Here is a 23,857-nt window from a genome sequence, read left to right on the forward strand (position 1 = left end):
GAAGATGTAATTATTGATAAAATTGGTTCAAATAGGCTTAAATCGCCTTTCAAACCGAGCTTTGGTCGTCTCATGTCACAGCCTGAGTACGTGAATTTCTTATCCCTAGCGAGGGACTTAAGTCCCTCGCTAGGGATAAGAAATTGATTGTTAGTTATTTATATATTTGTGGGTAATCAGTAGGACTTAAGTCACCAGCTAAGAGAGAGGGTTGAATATTAACAATAATTACAATTCAAAACGTTTTCCTTGTTGTGGGAAAATAAGATTTAATCCTAACGTATTTTGTTCAGTTAATTGTTTTTTGATTTTAGCTTCGTTAATGGCAGGAGGTTTTAAATGAGTTATTATCACCTTAAAACCTTTCAAAGCTTCTTTCCCTGTTAAATCACTCAGTTTATTCATTTCTTTCATAATCCAGTTAGGCGTAAGATGTCCGAACAGCGATTTGTCAGGTTGTTCATTAGGAAACGATACTTCAATAAAAATACCTCTCAATTGTTTTTGTTGAATCAGTGGGGCAATTTCTTTCCAAAGTAAAGCCAATTTATCACTTTTTTCAACTTCATCTGAACCAGTATCGCCAAGGTATAAAGCATAATCGTTCTGGCTCTTGATTAAGAAAGCTGTACTTTCATAAGGATTAACATGGCTTAAAGATAAAGCCTTCACCGTCATTGAAGTATTCGTGATGTTACTTTCTTCGCCAACTTTTAATGTTTGGAAATGGTATTTTTTTATGAGGAATCCTTTGCCTTCATCACCAAAATTTGCCCACGTTTGGTCATTAAAATAATGATTTTGCATCATTTCCATGCATTTACCCGTTGCATAAACAGTTTTGGAAGAATCCCCAGGAGAATTAATAATCAAGCCAGAAACGTGGTCTAAATGGGCATGCGAAATAAAATATCCCTTGATGTATTTCCTTAATACTTCCGTAGCAGATACTTTAAATACTTTGTTTTGTACGGCTTTTTCTATACCTGCATACACTGTTCCAGCATCCAGACACACATAATCATTGGTAGCGATAGGAGCGAGCATATAAGCCGAAAGGTTTTTTTCATCTGTTCCGCCTTTTACACCCAAGGGAACTACTTGAAAGGCCGAAGGCTGTTTTTGCTGAGCAAAAAGATTGGCAGATAATAAAAGCAAAATAAATAATGAACGGTAAGACATATTTGATGGAGTTGATGGTTTGTCGGAAATGTGAGAAATCAGTGCATAAAAATACCTCCTTCTTTTGAGAAAGAGGTATTTTGTAGATAAAGATTTTAAAAATTAAAGTATCTTATAAATATCTACTGAATCAATTTTATCCTTCAATTCCTTGATATTGATACTTGACTTAATAGCCGAATCTTTCTTTTTCTTTTTCGCTCCAAGTTCTTTTATTAAATCATCATAAACCATCTGTGCTGGGCGGTCGCCTACGGCTTCTATAATATTATTAGCTTTGGCTACGCTGATAGCTTGTTTTACTTGGTCGAAATAGCGGTTTTCTAAATCAAAATATTGGTCATGGATACCAATAAAACGATTACACAAAGCTTGCAAATAGTCTAGATTATTATTTACATGACGAACATCCAATTCTGTCTGCAACATATCGCTTAAGTTTATTTTGCCATCTTTCTGAACATACTTACTTTCAATATCGCCAATTCTTTTCTTTACATAATCTGTATTGAACTCATTAACCATATAATTGAAGTAGTCATCCAGTGTCTCTTCATTGCGCATATCTCTTGGATTATAGCCTACTTTATGCACATCCTTTTTGAATTTTTCCAATAAATCTAATTGGAGTGCTTCTAGTAAAGTAACAGTTTGAGAGCTAGAGTTTGTATTCGTTAAATTTGCTTTGTCTAACGCATTATAAAAGCCAGTATATCGTTGTAATTCTTTTTCAAACTCACGAATTTTATCAAAATTCACCTGTTTGTCTTGTACACCCGCTGCATAGGCAACGTTTACAGCAGCCGTAGAAAGATTTACAGCTTGGGAAGCATAAGGAATTAGTCCTACGATGGGACTATCTTTCAAACTCTTCAAGACAGTCATAAAACGTTCGTTCTTTTCTTTTTTTGTGAAAATAGCTTTGTTTTGAGCCGTCTTCATGATTACCTCCTCAAAAGAAAATCCTAATGGTCCTTTTTCAACCGAACTAAGTTTTTTGATATAGCCTTGGTAGTCTTGGTTAATTACCTGTGATTTCAAATCGATAATATCATCACTTAAAATTTTATATACCTCCGCACTTTTTATCAAGTTAGTTCTAATTTTCTCCCATTTGGTCTTATCACTGAGCGATTGATTCTTAGAAATGTCCGACAGTGAACGACTTTGCATTTCTAAGCGGCTTTTTAGGTTTTCGTTTTCGCTTTGAAGCTTTCCTATGGTACCTTGAATATTTATAAATACAGAATCTGAGAAGACTTGCGAAAAACCCGTATTAATACAAATTAAATAGCCGATTAAACTTAATAAGATTGATTTTTTCATGGAATAATACAAATTGTTATTTTAGATATAACGCTTATATCTATTTAAATATTGGTTAAAGTTTTCACAAATTTTACATAAATCTGTTTGGTTCTGCAATAATTTTTGAAAACGGAATATTCTTTTCAGTAGGATGGATAGAAAGCCTTTTTAATTATATAACATTTTAAGACCATAAATGCATCTCGATGTTGTGTGATACTATTAGTTGATTAGTAAAATTGTGAAGGCAAAATTTTATTTTCTAAAAAAAATGCAAAAAACATTTGCTAATACAAAACATTGGCGTACCTTTGTGAAAAATTAATACAAAAAACATCCGCACGTCTCTGTGTACGTTTCGTTGGATACGAAACAATTCTTCTCAGGAACTTTTTACAGTTCTAAGTCGGTCTCCCAGAGCTTTAACGGATGTTCGGGCATCATTAAAGCAATTATTTCAAATCAATTACAAATTATTAGTCTCAGGAACGAGTGGAGCATCAGGTCGATGCCCTCAATCTTCTTCATGTCGTTTGATAGGCTATACAAACAAAGGCAACGAAATCTTTGAATACCACATATCCTAAAGAAATTGGTTTTATCCTATTTCTTACTGATTGTGCACGTCTTTGAAATCGTTTTAGAAAAATCATGAGTGAAATCACAAGATTAAGATTCGATGAGCTTTCCGTGTCGGAAGACATCAAAAATGCAGTAAAGGACATGGGGTTCGAAACTGCTTCACCAATCCAATCAGAAGCAATTCCTTATTTATTAGAAGGTCGTGATGTAATCGGACAAGCACAAACAGGTACAGGTAAGACTGCGGCGTTTGGTATCCCGATGATTGACAAAGTTATCGCTTTCGATAAATACGTACAAGGTTTAGTACTTTGCCCAACACGTGAGTTGGCTGTTCAAGTAACTGAAGAAATTAAAAAATTATCAAAATACAAAAAAGGCGTTTGGGTAACTACTGTTTTCGGTGGTGATTCAATCGAACGTCAAATCAAGTCCTTAAAAGCAGGTGCAAACATCGTTGTTGGTACGCCAGGACGTGTTATCGATTTAATCGAAAGACGTGCTTTGAAACTTGAAAATGTTAAAATGGCAGTTCTTGACGAAGCAGATGAAATGCTAGACATGGGCTTCCGTGAAGATATCGAAAGTATCTTACAAGAAACTAACGAAGACCGTCAAACAGTTTTCTTCTCAGCTACCATGTCTAAGCCTATCATGGCCTTGACTTCTCGCTACCAGAATAACCCTAAATTAGTGAAAGTAGTGAAAAACGAAATTACTAATGCTAACATCGAACAATTATACTTTGATGTAAAAGGAAAAGCTAAATTAGAAGTAATGACGCGTTTGATGGATTTACATGCTGTTAAATTAGCGTTGGTATTCTGTAACCAGAAGAAAAAAGTTGACGAAGTTGTAGAAGAATTAGTATTACGTGGTTATGCAGCAGAAGGTCTTCATGGAGATTTACGCCAAGCACAACGTACAAATGTAATGGCTAAATTCCGTTCAGGCGTAGTAACTATCTTAGTAGCTACAGACGTTGCTGCACGTGGTATTGACGTAAGTGATGTGGATGCTGTATTTAACTATGACATTCCATTAGATGAAGAATATTATGTACACCGTATCGGTCGTACTGGTCGTGCTGGTAAATCAGGTAAAGCATTTACTTTAGTAGTAGGTTCAGAACGCAACCGTCTACGCGACATCATGAATTATACTAAAGTTAAAATTGACAAAGGTGTAATTCCATCATTCTCAGATGTTGTTGGTGTGAAAAAAGGAATGTTTATCGAACGTCTTCAAAATACTATCCAAGCGGGTGATTTAGAATTGTTCGGTGATGTATATTCTTCATTAGAGCATTCAGGATTTACTGCTGAGCAAATTATTGCTGCTTTAGTTAAAATGAACATGGGTGTTGCTAAAAACGAATTCGCTGATGAAAACTTAGACGGAGAAGCAGAACGCAATGCACGTAGAAACGAGCGTAGTGGAAGTGGTGACCGTTTCGGAAGCAGAGATGCTGGTCGTGGTGGAAATCGTGAATCAGGAAATCGTTTTGGAAATAGAGAAGGTGGTAGCACTGGCCGTTTTGATCGTGGTAATTCACGTGATGACCGTTCAGGTGGTCGCTCAAACGACCGTCAGCCTCGTTCTTTTGAAGACCGTGGTCCTCGTACAGACAAAGCTGGTAAGCCATACCGTCAGGATGCCAACATGGTAAGAATGTTTGTTAACATTGGTTTTGACGAAAAGATTTCTCCTGCTAATATCGTAGGTGCTTTCGCTGGAGAGTCAGGAATTCCTGGAAATACTTTAGGACAAATCAACATCTTTGATAAATATTCATTTGTTGATGTTCCGAAAGAATATGCAACTACTGTTTTGAACCGTATGGAAGGCGCTTCTATTAAAGGAAAAAGAGTAAATGTTGAGATTGCTAAACCAAGCAATTAATCTCAAAATAAGATAGTTGAAAACGCCACTGTGATTCGTCACAGTGGCGTTTTTGCTTTATATCAGGTATACATTTTATCAAGAGTTTTAGCTACTTCATGTGGAATTACTTAGTATCTATTTTTGATAAACGCTATCTCAAGATTTCAAAGAAGTTAGACATTGCCAAATACTTATGATTACTAGGTGATGAGTATGAAATATTATTTTGTATTAAGTATAAATAACCATATAATATGTAAGTCTTTTAGTGATATTCTGTAAAATACTTTGGATAGATTAGTTTTTTGAAAAATTAATAACACTTTGGTTTATTAAAAAAATGCCAAAATATGGTATTAATAAACCTTTTTGTTGTATTTATTTTATTTTCAAGATGTTATTGGAAAAAAGTACTTGTTTCAACAATTGTTACTGTATACTTTCACATATCAAGTTTGTTAACGAAAAATTAACAAATTAGTCATTATAAGTATAAATCATCAACTAACTAAAACTCCATTATTGCATGAAGAAGAGACTTCTACTTACCATGCTGTTAGTCTTCAGTGTGAGCATACTCTTTGCTCAGAATAAGATTACAGGAAAAGTCACAACGTCAGAAAATGGCTCCGAGCTACCAGGAGTAAGTGTATCCGTAATGGGTACAACTCGTGGAACCACAACAGGTGCAAATGGCGCATTCACCATCAATGCTTCACCAAGCGAAACGCTTGTATTTACCTTCGTAGGTTTTAAGCCTAAGTCTGTAAAGGTGGGTAACCAAAAAACAATCAATGCTCAATTAGATTTAGATATCTCTGAATTGAACGAAGTTGTAGTAGTAGGTTATGGTACTCAGAGCAAGAAAGTAATTACTGGCTCAGTAACATCGGTATCTGGAAAAGATATTGCTTCACAACCAGTACAATCATTTGACCAAGGTCTACAAGGACGTGTATCAGGTGTAAATATCACTACTCCAAACGGTGTATTGAACAATGCTCCTATCATCCGTGTACGTGGTACATCTTCAATCAACCAAAGTTCATCTCCATTAATCGTAATTGACGGAATGCCTATCAACTCGGGCGATGTATCAGCAGGTGGTTATACAGTTAATAACCCTCTTGGTGATATTAACCCATCTGATATTGAGTCAGTTGAGATTTTGAAAGATGCTGCTGCTACGGCTATTTATGGTTCTAGAGCGGCTGCAGGTGTAATGTTGATTAGTACTAAAAAAGGAAAAGAAGGCAGAGCAAAATTATCGTATGATACTTGGGTAGGATCTACACAAACATTTAGAAAGTTCAAAATGTTGGATGCACAGCAGTTCATGGATATTAAAAATGAAGCTGCAAAAAATGCTGGTTTAGCGAATCAATTTTTCCCTTCATACAATGCTGACGGTAGCTTAGTAAATACAAACTGGTATGATTATGTATATCAAACAGGTATTTCACAAAGCCATAACTTAAGCTTGAATGGTGGAAACAAGGATACAAAGTATTCGTTCTCAGTTGGTTATACTGATCAAGCAGGTATGGTTAAGAAAAATACCTTTAGCCGTATGACAGGCCGTATGAACGTTTCGCATAAATTGAATGACTATATCACGATAGGTTCAAACCTTACTTATGCAAACAGCTTTAACCAATCGCCTAACACAGGAACAACAGGTGCTTTCTCTACAGGTGGTCTAGGTCGTTTACCAATGGTATTGGCTCCAAACATTGCTCCTTATAATGCGGATGGTTCATATAACATCAACAAAGCAGGTAACAACATGGGCTTGGGTAATAACTTACAAGGTCCGGGTGGATATTATAACCCAATCCCTGATTTGGATTTAAGTAAATTTACTTCAGAGAATGCTCACTTAATCGCAAATGTTTTTGCTGATGTTAAATTGTACAAAGGCTTAGTATTCAGAACATCTTATGGTATGGATAATACGCAAGTTGAAGATATCAGCTTTAGTAATCCAGTTCATGGTGAAGGTGGTGGTAGTAACGGTATTGCTACTAACTATTATACAAATATCAAGCAGTGGAACTGGCAAAATTATTTGACTTACGATTTCAATATTGGTAAAAATAACGCGACTATTGTAGTAGGTACTGAAGCTCAGAAATTTACAGTTAACCGTTGGGGTGCTACAAGAAACAACGTTTCTGACCCATTCTTTACTAGCTTCCAAGGTAGTTTCGTAAACAACGTGGCTGGTACTAGTAACTACCAAACTCAAAATGGTTTACTTTCTTATTTTGGACGTTTGAACTACGATTACGACAAAAAATATATCGCTTCATTCACATTACGTCGTGATGGTTACTCGGCTTATGCTACTGGTAACAAATGGGGTAACTTCCCAGGAGCATCTTTAGGATGGCGTTTATCTGAAGAATCATTCTGGAAAGAGTCTTCTTTAGCTAATACTGTAAATGAATTGAAATTGCGTACTAGCTGGGGCCGTGTAGGTAACACTGGTGTAAGTGACTTCGCTTCTTTAAGTTTATTTGGCTCTGGTTTATATGGCTCATCACCAACTTGGGCATTTGCGCAGGCAGGTAACCCAAATCTTAGATGGGAACAAAGTACTAAGTTAGATATCGGTTTAAGCTATGGTTTGTTCAACGACAGAATTTCTGGGGAAATCAACTATTACAAAAATGATATTACAGACTTAGTATTGGCTGAGCCTCAAGCACCTTCACGTGGTGTACCTAACAACTCAATCAACACAAACGTTGGTTCGATGATTAACAAAGGTTGGGAATTTACATTGAGTGCTTTAGTACTTGAAAAGAAAGGATTTTCTTGGAATGCTAACTTTAATATCTCGACAAACTCAAACGAAGTATTGGCTTTAGCAAACAACAATGCTGACATTATTGCTTCAACAGGTGGTTTGGAAAGCTCAAACATCGTTCGTGTTGGTTATCCAGTAGGTAGTATTTTCGTAGTAGAAACAAGAGGCGTTAACCCTAAAAATGGACAACGTATTTTTGTAAATGCTGCTGGTAAAGAAGTACAATATTCACACCCAGGAAAATGGACTTATGTAGCTGATGGAACAACTGCTCCTGCAATTACTGGTTCAGACCGTATGGTATGGGGTACAGCTTTCCCTACATTCTTTGGTGGGTTAGACAATACTTTCAAATACAAATCATTTGATTTAGGTGTATTCTTACAATTCTCAGGAGGTAACTATATCTATAATGGTACAAAAGCAGGTCTTCGTGACCAACGTGCTTGGAACAACCACACTGATATCTTGAATCGCTGGCAAAAAGACGGAGATATTACTAATATCCCACGTTTAGTATTTGGTGATAATATCTCAAATGGTTCTTCAACGCCAATCTCTGAAAACGTAGAAAAAGGTGATTTTATCCGTATGCGTAATATCTCTTTAGGCTATACTTTCAAAAAAGGCTTGTTAGAAAAAGCAAAAATTTCGAGTGCTAGATTGTATGCTCAAGTGCAAAATGCATTTATCATTACAGGATACACTGGTGCTGACCCTGAAATTTCAACTAACCGTAACTCAAACATTGCTCCTGGTGTTGACCGTAACTCTACACCTCAAGCACGTACTTACACAGTTGGTCTATCAGTTAATTTCTAATTTCAAATTGATTTTAAGATGAAAAAAAATATAAATAATCCTTTTAGAAGCGTAGGAAAGACTGTCAAAATATCGATGGCTTCTATCATGCTGCTAACCACGATGTTAGCTTGTGATGAAAAAAGTTTGCTTGAACCAGCTCCTATTACATCATTATCAGATTTACAAGCTTTTTCAACACCAGACCGTGTTTTAGCACAGGTAAATGGTTTGTATTCAAGTGCAAAATCTGGACAATTGTATGGTGGTCGTTATTATGTCTATAATGACGTACGTGGCGAAGAGTTTTTGAATGTAACTTCTAATGCTGTAACAGCCTTACAAACTTGGAACCATACAAACAACTCGTCTTCAAATGAGCCTACCAATATGTGGAATGCCGCATATTTAGCTATCAACCGTGCCAACTTGTTTGCTGAAGGTTTAGATAAAAATGCAGGCGTGATAGATGCTACTTTGGCTACACAATATAAAGCTGAAGCTAGATTTTTGAGAGCCTTAATTTATTATTCATTAGTAAACACTTATGCGCAGCCTTATACGAAAGATAATGGTGCAAGCTTAGGCGTACCTTTACGTTTGACGGGCGAAGTAGGTAGTGGTAACAACAATTTGAAGAGAAGTACTGTAGCAGAAGTATATACTCAAATTCTTTCTGATTTGACTTATGCTGAGCAAAACCTTCCTGCTACTTATGCTTCAGCAGCATTGAATACTACTCGCGCACACAAAAACAGTGCGATTGCGATGAAAGTGCGTGTAAATTTGACAATAGGCAAATGGGCTGATGTAGTGACAGAATCAAATAAAATTGTTTCAACGAGTGCTCCTTATAAAGCAGCTACTGGTGTTGCTAATGCTTTACAAGCGTCTGTAGCTTCTGTATTTGCAGCACCTTATACTACAGTTGAATCTATCTTCTCGTTCCCGATGGGCGATAACGATTTACCAGGTACTCAAAATGGTTTGGCTAGTTATTACTTACCTTTAATTGGTATTGGTGATTTCTCTTTGAATCCTGCTGGTATATTGGCTAGTACAGCTTTCTCTGCAACAGATGCTAGACGTGTTAATTTTGTAAAAAATGATTTTGCAAGTGACGCTGGTCGTTACCGTTTAACAAAATATCCAACTGGTCCTGTTCACAAAGATTTTGTGCCAGTATTGCGTTATGCTGAGGTTTTGTTAAACCTTGCTGAAGCTAAAGCTAGATTAGGTGGTGCAAGCGTTGATGCTTCTGCATTAGCTTTGTTAAACGCTGTGAGAGGTCGTTCAACGACAGCTTATACTGCTGCTGATTTTGCGACAGGAACAGCTTTAGTAAATGCTATTTTAACAGAAAGAAGAATTGAATTCTTAGGTGAAGGTTTCCGTTCAATTGATTTGCAACGTAATAATTTACCACTTCCTGCTAAAGCTAACATTGCTGCGATTCCTGTTACATCTCCAGCTTATATCTGGCCGATTCCACAGACAGAAATCAACGTTAATAAAGATTGTGCTCCTAACCCATAATTATTAATGTAGCTTTTACTAAAAAGGGTCAGTTGGAATATTTCAACTGACCCTTTTTAGTAAAAGCTATTCATATTAAGCTTCCATAAATTAAGCAATCAATAAGGGTTTATTAATGCTAGTTTGGCAAAAAAGTCTTCAAACAGTAAATGAGTATCTAAGTGATTATAAACCCTGATGCTTCGTCCTTTATGATTATATTCGTAAGCACCAAGCTTATTGATTTTTGGAGCCAGCTTCACAACATAATTACTTGATGATGGATCAGCTTCAAAAGATGATTGAAGAGCTGTCAACAATACTAAAGGACTATCTCCTAAAACATAGGTCTCGCCAATATTATAATAAGGTTGGATTCTCTTCATCAAATTTTCTAACACAGTAGTCAAATAATTCCCTACTTTCCCTGTTGGTTTAACTTTTACCAAAAGTTCCGAGTAAGAAACGATACACTGTCGATAGGCATTTCTTGGTATTTGCCACAAAGCAATATTCGATTTATTGAATACAACCGCTGCCGCCGAAATGTCTATTTTAAGGTTATATTCTGGGTCAGAAAAATTAGGAGGAGGTAATGCCAAATCATTATATTCAGACCCACCAATCCAAATTAATGTCAACTTATTGGTGATTTGAGGGTTTGTTAAAACAGCCGATGCAATCTCCGTTAAACCTGCACCGCAAAGTACATACAAGGGCAATTTAGTATCAGTGCGTAAAGCTTCTTGGATAATAAAATTGACAGCTTCACTTTTCACAGGCGTGCTATCATTCAACATGGCAGTATTTGAACCCGCAAAGACAGAGATATTATTTTTAATTGCCATTACTTGTAATAATTCCTTTGCTTTATTCGCAGCATTTTCTGCTTGCGTTTTTGAAGGGTCGAAGCCATCATTGACACTTAAGTGCGAGCCAATAATACCTCTTATTTCTACTGAAGGAGAAAGCAGTAAATGTGCAAGCTGAAACAATCCATCAGGGTCACCACTGAAATCATTGTCAACAATTACGCGTATTCGTGGTATTACTGCACTATTATTGGAAGTATTCTGAGCAAATAATAGGATGGGGGCTATCAATAAAAATATTGATAGTAAAAGATTGTGTTTTTTTAGCATTGGCTTTTCATGGCTTGATAGATTGATTAGAAAATCAAATTTACATTGGTTTTCTAATTACAAAGTAAATTCATGAAAAAGATTTTTGTTGGTTATTGTGGATGTTTTCGAAGCAAAAGGGTGACAAAGTAAACTAATTGTAATAAAAGAAAGGATAATGTAAAACTACTTCAAAGTATTATTTTTCTCAATCGCTAGTTTTTAATCAATGCTTTGATGTTTAGAAATTTGTATTATTTCTACTAATTAAAATAGAGTTTTACGTGTTAGTTTTTTGAAAAACCATGCAAATCTAGTAATTTGTTGATAAAATAGTAAATAACTATACTTACAATTAAAAACTACATAAACACTTTATTATAAATAATATGAAATTAGCTATTTACCCTAGATTAAAACATCAATGGAAAATGTATAAACTATTTATAGTTTGTACGATAATATTTTCAGTAACATTCACATGTACAAAAAAAGCTGACATTATACCATTACCCGTTGTAGCAACCTCTTTAGTAGTTTTTAAGTCTGCTGATGATGTTTCGATAATGTTAAGTCGTTTGTACTCACTTACTAAGTCTGGTCAGCTATTTGGAGGGCGTTATTATGTATACAATGATGTTCGTGGAGAGGATTTTTTGAATACAACCTCAAATGTTGCTACAGCATATGAAGTGTGGCGACAAAAAATTACCGCAGTTTCATCAGAACCTAGTGAAATGTGGGCAGCTGCTTACAAAGCAATAAATCATATAAATGGTTTTATTGAAGCATTAAATAAAAGTCCTTCTTATGTTGATGCAGCCACAGCAACGAAATACAGTGCTGAAGCTAGATTTCTAAGAGCTCTTAATTATTATGCTTTGATTAATACTTTTGCTCAGCAATATATCAGAGATGATGCTCAAAACCTTGGAGTTGTTTTACGCTTATCAACACAGTTCTATGGTACTGATGATTATATGCATATGAGACGAAGTACGGTAGGTGATGTTTATGAACAGATAATAGCAGACCTAAACTATGCAGAAGAAAATCTTCCTTCTTTATATCCTACCTCAGCTTTAAATAATACTAAACCTCATAAAAATAGTGTGATTGCCTTGAAAACTCGTGTTTATTTAACCATGAGAAAATGGAGTGATGTAGTGAGAGAAGCCAATAAAATAGTTTCGCCTACAGCTCCGTTCAAAGCTCTTACTGGTGTGGCAAATACATTGCAAACATCTGTCGTTTCTGTTTTTATTCCTCCATATAAATCGACGGAATCTATGTTTTCGTTTCCAATGGGAGAAGAAAATGAAAGTGACTTGCCAGGAAAAAACAATGCTTTAGCGAGTTTCTACATGCCATTGATTGGGAATGGAGATTTTGCTTTAAACCCTGAAGGTATTCTGGCTAATGCCGCTTTTACAAGTACTGATGCTAGATATATAAATTTTGTAAAAAGAGATTTTGTAGGAGATCAAGGTCTTTATCGATTAACAAAGTTCCCCACCGGACCAGACCACAAAGATTATATCCCAGTAATCCGTTATGCAGAAGTATTGTTAAACCTAGCAGAAGCAAAAGCTAAACTAGCAGAAGACCGGATTGATGCTTCGGCTTTAATTTTATTAAATGCTGTTAGAGGACGATCTACTACTGTTTATGCTGATAATAAATTTACTACAGGAAAAGATTTAGTTAACGCCATTTTGACCGAAAGAAGAATAGAATTTTTAGGAGAAGGTTTTCGTTCAATAGATTTACAACGTAACCTTTTACCTCTTCCAGCTAAAGCTAATGTTAGTTTGATTGAAACAACAGCATCTGCATATATTTGGCCAATTCCATCCACTGAGATTGCATTAAATAAATACATGGTACAAAATCCATAATTTATTAGTTAACCAAAGCGGTCAATTGACTGCTTTGGTTTTAATTCAAATAAAATATAAACTCCCTGTTCTGACTGTCCCATGCCTTTGCCTTTTCTATGGTGTTCTTTATTAATATTAGAAATGGTGAATGAAATTGTCTTCTAGACAAACTAAAATAAAACCAACAACTGTATCAACTTTGTTGGTATTTTTTATATGTAGATTTGTTACTTATGGACATCTCGTTGGAGATAACTCCAAGAAGGGAGAAGATGTAGCAGAATTGTCAACTTTTCAAAAGTTGACAATTCTAATGTATCTTGTACCAAAAAACCTTCTGACTACCACATGACTTTCAGAAATCGTCTTCAATATTTACTCGTTAAACGTCTCCAAATTGCTAACAAAATGGCTTTGTCGCTGATTCAATCTGGGGCGATTATGGTCAATGGTTTGATGGTTAATGAGAATGTCATTATCAACCTTGAAGATGAAGTCATTTATAATAATCAACTTATCAAAGAAGGTAAAAAAATGATTTATCTAGCCTTCTATAAACCCAGAGGCATAGAAACGACATTGAATACCAGTATTCCTGAAAATCTGAAAGAGATTTTGCCTTTTGAAGACGCGCTGTTCCCTGTAGGCAGGCTAGATAAGGAATCTGAAGGCTTATTATTATTGACAAATGATGGTCGCTTGTTTGATAAAACACTTCGTAAAGAACACCAAACCGAAAAAGAGTATTTGGTGACGGTCGATAAAGTAATTGATGAAGAATTTATTACTAGAATGTCAAGCGGTATACAAATCATGGGTAAAATGACTTTGCCTTGTCAGGTAGAAAAAATTACGGATTTCAGTTTTAAGATTATTTTAGTGCAAGGGCTAAATAGACAAATTAGGAGAATGTGCTATCAATTGCACTACGAAGTATTAGAGCTTATCAGAACCCGAATTGGGAAAGTATTATTAGAAAACCTAACGCCCAGCACATACAGGTATTTATCAATGACAGAAATTCAACAGGAAGTTTAACCAATGATAGGTATAAGCAAAATGTTTTGCTATTTTCGTCTTTCATTCATCAATTAAAAATCATGAACAAAAAACACTTTACTAAACTATTATTAACCCTGATACTTATTCCAGCAGGATTGTTTGCTCAGGGCATTAATTGGGATACTGATGGTACTTCTTATACTTCATTGGAAGGGAGTCAAATCTCAAGAGTAAGTCTTCCTTCTTTACAAAAAACAGTTATTGTTACCTCAGATTTACTGATTCCTAAAGGACAAACCACAGCTTTATCAATCAAAAACTATACCTTTTCAGAAGATGCTAAAAAAGTATTGATTTTTACCAACAGCAAAAAAGTATGGCGTTACGAAACGCGTGGCGATTATTGGGTATTAGACATTGCCACCAAACAACTTAAGCAATTAGGAAAAGGCATGCCTGTATCATCTTTGATGTTTGCGAAGTTCTCACCTGATGGGTCAAAAGTTGCGTATGTTTCAAAACATAATATTTATGTAGAAGACCTTGCAACCAACAAAATTAAAGCATTGACCAAAGATGGAACTACAAAACTAATCAACGGTACTTTCGACTGGGTTTATGAAGAAGAATTTGATTGTAGAGATGGTTTTCGTTGGAGTCCAGACAGTAAATCTATTGCCTATTGGCAGATTGATGCTAATACCATTCGTGATTATTTCATGTTGAATACCACAGACTCTATCTACTCGCAAGTAATTCCTGTAGAATATCCAAAAGTAGGAGAGAAGCCTTCGGCTTGTAAAGTGGGCGTTGTAGATATTGCTACCGCTAAAACGATTTGGATGAAAGTGCCGGGGGAGTCAACCAATAACTATATTCCTAAAATGGAATGGGCTGGTAATTCATCTGAAATCATTATTCAGCAATTGCCACGCAAGCAAAACGAAACAAAATTGATGCTTTGTAATGCTAAAACTGGCGTAGCCAAAACTTTTTATACTGAATCTGATAAAGCTTGGGTTAATGTAAATAACCGTGCAGGTGAGTCTGTAGGCTGGGATTGGTTGAAAAATGGAAAAGATTTTATCTGGCAATCGGAAAAAGACGGTTGGAATCACTTATACATTATTGGAAAAGATGGCAAAGAAAAGTTGATAACTGTGGGTGATTTTGATGTAATTAGTTTCTTAGCATTCAATGAAGAAACGAATGTTATTTACTTCACAGCTTCGCCAGAAAATGCTACACAACAATATTTATATAGAACTACGTTAGATGGGAAAGGTAAAGCAGAAAAAGTTTCACCTTTAAACCAAGCAGGAACACATAGTTATAATATTTCGCCAACGGGTAAGTTCGCTCAACATCGTTTTACTAGCTCAACAGTTAGTCCCGTAAGTGAAATGATTACGTTGCCCGACCATAAACCTTTTAATCAAGCAGAAGGTATTGATGCGAAAATAACAAAACAAAAACCAAGAAAAAACAAGGTTGAATTTTTGAAAATCAAGACCGAAGATAATATTACAGTGGATGCGTGGATGGTAAAACCTTATGATTTTGATTCTACTAAAAAGTATCCAATCGTATTTATGGTTTATACAGAACCTGCTTCAGCAACAGTAAAAGATACTTATTCGGCAGGCTCAAATGGTTTATACGTTGGTGATATGGCAAAAGATGGTTATATCTATGTGTCAATTGATGGAAGAGGAACACCATCACCTAAGGGTCGTGAGTGGAGAAAAGCAATTTATCGTAAAATTGGACAAATCAATATCCGTGACCAAGCAATGGCAGCGAAGGAATTATTGAAAAATAAATACATCGACCCTACAAGAGTAGCTGTTCATGGTTGGAGTGGCGGAGGGTCAACTACGTTGAATTTATTATTTCAATACCCAGAAATTTATCAAACAGGTATTGCTGTAGCGGCGGTAGCGAATCAGCTTTCTTATGACAATATTTATCAGGAAAGATACATGGGCATTCCTCAAGAAAACAGAGAAGATTTTGTGAATGGTTCTCCGATTACTTATGCTAAAAATTTGAAAGGAAATTTATTATACATTCATGGAACAGGGGATGATAATGTACATTTTCAAAATGCTGAAATGTTGGTAAATGAACTGATTAAATACAACAAACAGTTTCAATTTATGGCATATCCAAATCGTTCGCATGGCATTTATGAAGGCGAAGGAACAAGAATGCACTTAAATACATTGTACACTAATTACTTGAAACAATATTGTCCACCGGGTGGAAGATAGTAATAGCTTTGAGTGATGAGCTTTGAGCATTCAGCCGTATTTCTAACAAAAACACCCGATAGGTTTTAACCTATCGGGTGTTTTTGTTAGAATGCTTTTTAATAATGCTACAGCACCGAACCTTTTATCCCTTCCAACAACCCTTTCCAAAGCGTATAGAAAAAAGGCTTGTCAGGGATCCTTTGATAATTGATAGTAGCAATTCTTGGAGGTTTCTTTCCTGTTGGATTACTTTTTTTGATGATAAATGTATTGGCGATAAAAGATAATAGTTTCCGTTTTTTAAAGACACCGTCTTCAGGAGGAAATTTATATATCATTACATTTAGGCCTTGATAGAGCATCGTAGTAGAGCCCTTCAATCCGAATTTATTCCCATGCATATCAAAAGCAAAATAACTAAGATAGCCTTCCTGAGTTTTAGCCATTACTAAAGCTTCCGTTACCTGATTTACAGTGGATAATTGCATATTAAATACTTTGCCACTACAACTAAAATCTCCTTGTTTATCTGCTACATTGAAGCGAAAAGAAAAATGAACATTTGCTTTATTAATCAATTTAGATTTCAAAAAAACGATGCAATTTGGATTTTTTGCTAAGGGGATAGAATCATTTGTAAAGTTATAGACATGACCATTCGCTTTGTCAAAAATGACATTGCCCACTAAATTTGTTTGAGGATTATATTCAGAATACGTTATTTTAAAACGACTTAATTTTATCGTATCAATTAAAAATTTAAGTTGCCATTTTCTAAAAGCTTCATGTGGGAAAGGGCGATAATCCATTTTCTTACGTGGCTTGAAAAGACGTGTATCGGTAAATACATTTATCTGCCCATTGTTAATACCAAGGGCTTTAGCATAGATTTTTTTCTCCTCAAAAAGTTTGTATAAATCTATAGAATCTAATTTGATATTTTTACAAACAATACTGATTCTATCATCTCCATTAGTTTTATTGCCATAAGCAATTTGCTTATACTGTGGTTCATATTCCAAGTGTTCAAGCGATAATGATTTAGATTTAGTAGAGAATAATAACTCCTTTATTTTAAATTTATTCAATGAATCTTCTGTCAGTATTTCTAGTTTATCTAGCTTAAAAACACACTCTTTCATATAATAAAAACGACTTTTATCACGATGAGACGTTGAATCTATTAATAAGTCTGTGAGCTCAATATCCAAATGTTCTACCTTGCTAGTACTAGGCGTTTTCTTTTCAGAATGATTAATATAAGTAAAATTGATATTATCTAAACTTACCCTTTCTACAGAAAATGATTTTACAAATTTTGAGAGTATAGTATAGAATGGCGTAATGGTTTTAAAAGAATTATAATATTGCCTGTGATGGTTAATCCGAATAACTGGTTCTTTGATGCTGATTGATTGTAAATGTAACTTTGATGAAAAAATAATTGTCCAAGGATTAATTCCTGTTAAATGAATTTCATCTACTTGAGCTTGATAAATATTATCAGGCATTTTTTTTGCTAAATCCAGTTGCTTATACAAAGTAGTATCTGCTTGCCAACGCACGCCCAAGATGCGTGCTTCACCACCAGTAATATTATACTGAATGTCTTTAAAGTCAATGTGATATAAACTGTCTGTACTTTTTAATACAGCATATTGAATGCGTTTTGATAATAATGGTTTTAATCCCCATAGTCCTACGATGGTTGCTATTGCTAAAAATGCAAGTAATGTATAAAGACTAACAATTAGTACTTTTTTGAAGGGATTTTTTGGATTTTGTGTCATAGAATTAATGGTAAAGAGTCAACTACTTAAAGACCTAAATTTCTATGCCAGTAGATAGTAAAATAGCGATATATGATAAAATAAATGTTAGTTTGCCCAACATACTCAACATAAGGCGATTTACTAACCAATTTTCACGATTTTAATCAATAATCAATTTTGATATATTTAAAATAAATAATGGAAAATGAGTGGCATTTAGAGAATGTTATCATTCAGCATTCAAATATTTTAATTGTTTAAATAAGGCGAATTCTGTAAATTGAAATAAAAAATCAACAAAATGAGGTCAAAACATTTACTTACTTTATCAATCTGCTTAATAGGTTTAGGGGCTTGTAAAACGACGCAACCCAACCAGCAAAATACTTCTCTTCAAAAACCAGTTGAAAATCAAGGGTTTTATCAATTTAGTAACGAAGACCCCAATGCCTCGCCTTTCTTTGCTAAAAAGGCATCTGTATATGCCAAAAATGGAATGGTTGCGGCTACTCACCCAGTTGCGTCTCAAGTGGGCGTTGATATACTAAAACAAGGAGGGAATGCTATCGATGCCGCAGTGGCTACGCAGTTTGCCTTGGCAGTGGTTCACCCAGCAGCAGGGAATATCGGGGGCGGTGGTTTTCTGGTTTATCGTGATAAAGACGGCATAAGTTATACGTTGGATTATCGAGAAAAAGCCCCTGAGAATGCTAACAGAGACATGTATTTAGATGAAAACAAAGATATAAAGGCAGGTCAGCCTAGTTGGTTAGGGCATTTGGCTAGCGGTACACCTGGTTCAGTCGATGGCTTAGAACAAGCCCATAAACGCTTTGGAAAGCTTACTTGGAAACAAGTATTACAACCAGCGATTGATTTAGCTGAGAATGGTGTAAAACTGACTGCTCGCGAAGCTAGAGGATTAAATAATGTAAAAGCTGATTTACTAAAGTTTAATCCGACCAAGAAGTATTTCATGAAAGAAGATACTGCTAAGTGGGTTGAAGGAGAAATACTCATCCAAAAAGATTTGGCAAAAACGCTTAGGTTGATACAAGAGCAAGGAAGAAAAGGCTTTTATGAGGGAGAAACAGCTAAATTATTATTAGCTGAAATGAATAGAGGAGGAGGAATCATCACTCAAAAAGATTTAGATAGCTATCATTCAGCTTGGCGTGAACCAGTGGTTGGGAATTATAGAAACCTAAAAGTAATTTCAATGCCCCCACCATCAAGCGGAGGAATTGCTTTATTACAACTACTGAAATTTGTTGAACCATATCCTCTTCAAAAATGGGGTTGGCATAGCGACTCCACCACACAGGTAATGATTGAAGCGGAACGTCGGGTATATGCTGATCGTTCAAAGTGGTTGGGTGACCCTGATTTTGTCAAAGTCCCTCAAAAGGAATTATTAGAGGCTGAATATTTGAAGAAACGCTGGCAAGATTTTCAGTTTTCGCAAGCAACTGATAGCAAAATGGTAAAAGGCGGTGATATTTCGGGTTACGAAAGCACAGAAACCACCCATTCATCTTTTGTAGATAAAGAAGGAAATGCAGTATCCATTACTACTACTTTAAATGGCTCTTATGGAAGCAAAGTAGTGGTGGATGGAGCGGGTTTTTTAATGAATGATGAAATGGATGATTTTTCTATTAAGCCAGGCGTGCCTAATGTGTATGGATTGATTGGGAATGAAGCCAATGCAATTGCTGCTAACAAAAGAATGCTCTCTTCGATGACACCAACGATTGTTGAAAAAGATGGTAAACTTTTAATGGTCTTAGGCACTCCAGGTGGGTCTACTATTATCACTTCGGTTTTTCAAGTGTTTTTAAATGTTGTTGAACACCAAATGTCTATGCAACAGGCAGTTGATGCACTCCGTTTCCATCACCAATGGACACCCGACAGAACTACTTTTGAAGAGGGGGCTTTTACAGAAAAAACCTTGATAAGAATGCGTGAAAAAGGGTATAAGTTAGATTCACAGAAAAATACTATCGGTAGAATGGATTGTATTTTAGTATTGCCAGATGGTATTTATGAAGGCGGAGCAGACGTAAGGGCAGATGATACAGCAGTAGGATATTGAGGAGGATTCTTTATCACTAGCGAGGGACTTAAGTCCCTCGCTAGTGATAAAGAATTGATTGTTAAATGCTTATGTACTTTGGGTATTCAGATGTGTTATTATTCTATTTCGTTAAACCAAAAGCTTCTGCAATCAACTCAAAAGAATGTAGCCTGTCTTCTTTATTATCTGTTAATGTCGATACCATTATTTCATCAATATCAAATTCATTAGCTAGTCGTGTTAATTTCTCTTTTACTTCATCTTTTGTTCCTGATATTATTCTAGCACTATTGGCTTTAATTCTAGCAGCTTCTGCCATAGAGAAATCATAGTTCTTTATTTCTTCGTAACTAACAAATTGATCAAACAAACCTTGTTCAAATTTAACTAGCGTATAGTCATGGAAGTGTCTCATCTGTCTAGCTTTCTCTTCTGTATCTGCACAAATGACTGATAAGGCAAGTAACTCTTTGGGTTGAGCAAATTGCGATGAAGGAGTAAAGCTCTTGCGATAATGTTCGACAATGTCTGGATTTACGTGACCGTTGATAAACTTGGCCACTGCCAAGCCCATTCCAAATTGAGAAGCAATTGCACTACTTCCACCACTAGAACTTAAAATCCATTGCATAGGAATAGTAGAAGCCTGTGGAATAGCTAACAATCTTCCTTTTGAAGTACCAGCGCTATCTGTAAAAAAATGCTGAAGATGACTCAACTGTCTTAAATAACTTTCTTCTTTAAAATCATTGGAAGGGTTCAACAAAGATGCTGTGATGGTATCTCCCCCTGGAGCTCTCCCCATCCCTAAGTCTATACGTCCTGGGAATAATGTTTCAAGCATCCTGAAATTTTCTGCAACTTTTAAAGCACTATGATTGGGCAACATTATTCCTCCAGAACCTATCCGTATATGGTCGGTTTCGTCGGCTAGTTTTACCATCAATACTTCAGGCGTTGACCCCGCAATAAAAGTTGAATTATGATGTTCGGAAACCCAAAAACGATGATAGCCTAAACGCTCGGCTAGTTTAACTGTTTCAATGGTTTCTTGAATGGCTTGAAGGGCTGTACTATTTGGGTGTATAATTGATTGGTCTAATATACTTAATTTAATCTTTTTCATTTGAGCTGAAGTTTATTATTATCATTTCTGTGTTGTCAGATAATAACGAATTTGCCCAATCATTGATTCAACTATCTTTTTAATTAATAACAGAGCAATATACGTAATGCTCTGTTATTTGGTTAGCCTCTGGCTGTAATCTCATCTTTAACTTTTTTCATATTTATTCCCATAATTACTAAGACAGGAATAAAGGCTCCGGGCAAGGTTGTAGAAGCAACAAAGCCACCCTTTTTATTCATTAAAAATAAACTAGCTCCCAAGAGGACGGCAAATACCCCTATAAAAATACCAATTATTAATTTCAGCTTATTTTGTTTGGCTTTCAGTTCCTCTAAAGTCATTTCTTGTAGTTGTTTCTCTTTCATGTGTTTAGTTTAAGGATTTGCGTTTGGTTTAATGGATTGATTATGAAAGGCATAATCATTTTTATAGCTATAAAAATAAACAAAAAAATGAGATTTATTGATAAAGTATTTTAAATAAATATACCGATATATTTAGGAGATTTTTTCTTTTTGAAAAGAAAAAACACACTTAAGAAGTGTGTTTTAAACCAAATTATCATATATATGTTTGTATGTTGGTAAAATATTATGCGTGAACTTGTGTTTGTCTTTTGAATGCTTTTTTCACGAGAAAATAAATAATTAACGCTGATAATACGCCTGTTAGGAAATCGGTTACTGGTACCATTACAGCTGTATATACCATCATTGAGAATTCAAATTTGCCTAAATGCTTTATCTCTTTTATTTCCGAAGGCTTAATCATATTCGTAGATACCCAGACTAAAATACCGCCGATACATGCCATTGGAATGAGTTCTAGGTATTCGGCTAAATAATATGCCATAGATAATTTCAAAATTGCTTTGAAGTAACCTGCCAAAGGTGTTTGTGCTCCTGCCTTGATGCTTGTAGCGGTTCTTGCTAATGCGCCAGTACAAGGAAATCCTTGGACAAGTGGTGTAATGATTTGTACCATTCCTTGTCCAAAAAATTCTTTGTCAGGGTTAAAAGGCGTTTTTTCGTTGTTGGCTAATTTATCAGCCATTGATGAGCATAAAATGCTTTCAACACCCGACACAAATACGATGGCACAGACATAATAAATAATGTCAATGACAACAGTACTATTTAAATCAGGTAAAATGGGAGGGGTAAATTTGAAAAAATTATTAGGTATAGAACCATATAAATCTTTAACCAAAATAATGTTCTTGTCTTGCAATACTGTGGCGGACAGTACTGTAGCCAAGCCCATTGCAATAACAGGACCAGGAATGAAAATAGAAATTCGTAATAGTATCTTAGTTAATGCGAAGGTCAGTACACCCAAAAAGATAGACCATCCATTAATCAAATGTAAATTTTGGAAGGCAACCTGAATATTATCAATAAAACCTCCACTTAAATTTTCTTCTTGGCCTAATAAATCAGAGAATGATTCAATGCCAAGAATGTCTTCAAGATTAGTCAGAGCAATCACCAGAGCAATGCCTACTGTAAACCCCACAATAATTGAATTGGGAACGAGTTTTGCAAACCTACCAAAGCCAAAAATACCCATGATGATTAATACAACTCCTGAAATGAGGGAAACCAAAATCAGAAAGCCATGAGCCGTTTCAAATACTCCACCATTAGTAGGTCCATATTTGGCCATCAAGCTGGCAATAACAGGAATAAAGGCTGCTGTAGGGCCATAAACTTGATATTTAGAGCCACCAAACGTTCTACCAACTACACATGCTAATGCTCCTGCAATGATGCCGTGTTCTGGACGCATCCCCATTGCCATTGCAAAGCCCATCGCCATTGGGATGGCGGTCATAGCTACAATCAATCCAGCACTGAAATCTCTGTAAACTATTTTTAACCATGACTCTTTGGTTAAATCCTCCCAACGTGAATCAAAAAAAGTAAAGAAAAGCTTAATTCTTGCTAGGGGAGTAGTTGGAAACGTATTTTTGCTCATCTTTATTTTAGTTAAATAGTGCTACTAATTGTTCATGCTCTGTTTGGTCAAAATCATTTTCGATACTTACTTCAATCACCTTATAATTTGATTTTTTGAGGAAAGGAGTGGGGTCAAAAGAATTTTTTGATTCTTTTAGCTGATAGTTTTTAGCAATGTAAATTTCGTCGACTGCGTTTGCTTCAAGGAAATTTTTCATCGCACTTGTAGTATATCCATGAAATAATTCAATATTGATATACTTTAGCTTACCTTCAAATCTGTTGCGGATAATTTCTAATGCTTCCTTGAATTCGGGCGTTATATGGGTGGATACTATCTTTTTAGGCGTATAGAATAATAATTCTGTAATGGAATCACCCAAGTATTCGGCATATAATAATATTACCTCTATAGCGTCTTCGCTATAGGGTTCCAACGCAAGTTTCAGCGTGTTGAGCGATGCAACACGAAAGTCAATCGGGATTAAAATAGTTTTTTTCATCACTTATCTTTTAGATGTTGTGACAAAACTATTTTGAGGAGATTATAAACTTTTAAGAACGAGATTAGAATTC

Annotated in this window: 15 protein-coding genes; 7 read left to right on the top strand and 8 right to left on the bottom strand. The window is 35.4% G+C overall.

Features of this window, described 5'->3' with window-relative positions:
* Positions 1–228: 228 nt before the first annotated feature.
* Complete coding sequence (locus AC07N0_RS14780; protein WP_494589775.1) at positions 229–1,182, bottom strand: MBL fold metallo-hydrolase; 954 nt, start codon at positions 1,180–1,182, stop codon at positions 229–231.
* 102 nt (positions 1,183–1,284) lie between these two features.
* On the bottom strand, positions 1,285–2,508 hold the full coding sequence (locus tag AC07N0_RS14785; protein ID WP_492799026.1) for a hypothetical protein: 1,224 nt from the start codon (positions 2,506–2,508) through the stop codon (positions 1,285–1,287).
* A gap of 633 nt (positions 2,509–3,141) precedes the next feature.
* On the opposite strand from AC07N0_RS14785, the gene AC07N0_RS14790 reads away from it, so the two are divergent.
* The 3 genes from AC07N0_RS14790 (at position 3,142) to AC07N0_RS14800 (ending at position 10,105) form a co-directional block, all read left to right on the top strand.
* A complete protein-coding gene (locus tag AC07N0_RS14790) occupies positions 3,142–4,974 on the top strand; it encodes a DEAD/DEAH box helicase (RefSeq protein ID WP_494589776.1) in 1,833 nt (610 codons plus the stop codon).
* 508 nt (positions 4,975–5,482) lie between these two features.
* The gene (locus AC07N0_RS14795; protein WP_492799028.1) at positions 5,483–8,590 is read left to right on the top strand and encodes a SusC/RagA family TonB-linked outer membrane protein; all 3,108 of its coding nucleotides are present in this window, start codon (positions 5,483–5,485) and stop codon (positions 8,588–8,590) included.
* An 18-nt stretch (positions 8,591–8,608) separates the two neighbouring features.
* Positions 8,609–10,105, top strand: a complete 1,497-nt coding sequence (locus AC07N0_RS14800) for a RagB/SusD family nutrient uptake outer membrane protein (protein ID WP_494589777.1) — start codon at positions 8,609–8,611, stop codon at positions 10,103–10,105.
* Positions 10,106–10,203: 98 nt separating this feature from the next.
* On the opposite strand, the gene AC07N0_RS14805 is transcribed toward AC07N0_RS14800, so the two are convergent.
* A complete protein-coding gene (locus AC07N0_RS14805) occupies positions 10,204–11,226 on the bottom strand; it encodes a nucleoside hydrolase (protein WP_494589778.1) in 1,023 nt (340 codons plus the stop codon).
* 368 nt (positions 11,227–11,594) lie between these two features.
* Here AC07N0_RS14805 and AC07N0_RS14810 point away from each other — a divergent pair, with 368 nt between their 5' ends.
* The 3 genes from AC07N0_RS14810 to AC07N0_RS14820 all read left to right on the top strand — a co-directional run bounded on the left by AC07N0_RS14810 (position 11,595) and on the right by AC07N0_RS14820 (position 16,360).
* Positions 11,595–13,103, top strand: coding sequence for a RagB/SusD family nutrient uptake outer membrane protein (locus AC07N0_RS14810; RefSeq protein WP_494589779.1), 1,509 nt, complete (start codon positions 11,595–11,597; stop codon positions 13,101–13,103).
* Between the two features lie 330 nt (positions 13,104–13,433).
* Entirely contained in the window at positions 13,434–14,123 is a 690-nt protein-coding gene (locus AC07N0_RS14815) for a pseudouridine synthase (protein WP_494589780.1), read from the top strand.
* Positions 14,124–14,185: 62 nt separating this feature from the next.
* Positions 14,186–16,360 (top strand): S9 family peptidase, encoded by a 2,175-nt coding sequence (locus AC07N0_RS14820; protein ID WP_494589781.1) that lies wholly within the window; start codon positions 14,186–14,188, stop codon positions 16,358–16,360.
* Positions 16,361–16,467: 107 nt separating this feature from the next.
* Here AC07N0_RS14820 and AC07N0_RS14825 read toward each other — a convergent pair whose 3' ends face one another.
* Entirely contained in the window at positions 16,468–18,132 is a 1,665-nt protein-coding gene (locus AC07N0_RS14825) for a hypothetical protein (protein WP_494589782.1), read from the bottom strand.
* Between the two features lie 283 nt (positions 18,133–18,415).
* Here AC07N0_RS14825 and ggt point away from each other — a divergent pair, with 283 nt between their 5' ends.
* Complete coding sequence (gene ggt / locus AC07N0_RS14830) at positions 18,416–20,212, top strand: gamma-glutamyltransferase (protein WP_494589783.1); 1,797 nt, start codon at positions 18,416–18,418, stop codon at positions 20,210–20,212.
* Between the two features lie 103 nt (positions 20,213–20,315).
* Here the strand turns inward: ggt and AC07N0_RS14835 are convergent, their stop codons facing one another.
* The 4 genes from AC07N0_RS14835 to AC07N0_RS14850 all read right to left on the bottom strand — a co-directional run bounded on the left by AC07N0_RS14835 (position 20,316) and on the right by AC07N0_RS14850 (position 23,784).
* A complete protein-coding gene (locus tag AC07N0_RS14835; RefSeq protein WP_494589784.1) occupies positions 20,316–21,320 on the bottom strand; it encodes an LLM class flavin-dependent oxidoreductase in 1,005 nt (334 codons plus the stop codon).
* Between the two features lie 122 nt (positions 21,321–21,442).
* The gene (locus tag AC07N0_RS14840; RefSeq protein ID WP_492799037.1) at positions 21,443–21,688 is read right to left on the bottom strand and encodes a hypothetical protein; all 246 of its coding nucleotides are present in this window, start codon (positions 21,686–21,688) and stop codon (positions 21,443–21,445) included.
* Between the two features lie 226 nt (positions 21,689–21,914).
* Entirely contained in the window at positions 21,915–23,300 is a 1,386-nt protein-coding gene (locus tag AC07N0_RS14845) for a SulP family inorganic anion transporter (protein WP_494589785.1), read from the bottom strand.
* Between the two features lie 7 nt (positions 23,301–23,307).
* Positions 23,308–23,784 (bottom strand): hypothetical protein, encoded by a 477-nt coding sequence (locus AC07N0_RS14850; protein WP_494589786.1) that lies wholly within the window; start codon positions 23,782–23,784, stop codon positions 23,308–23,310.
* Positions 23,785–23,857 lie beyond the last annotated feature (73 nt).

The sequence above is a fragment of the Arcicella sp. GW821-FHT09D11 genome (assembly GCF_059416265.1).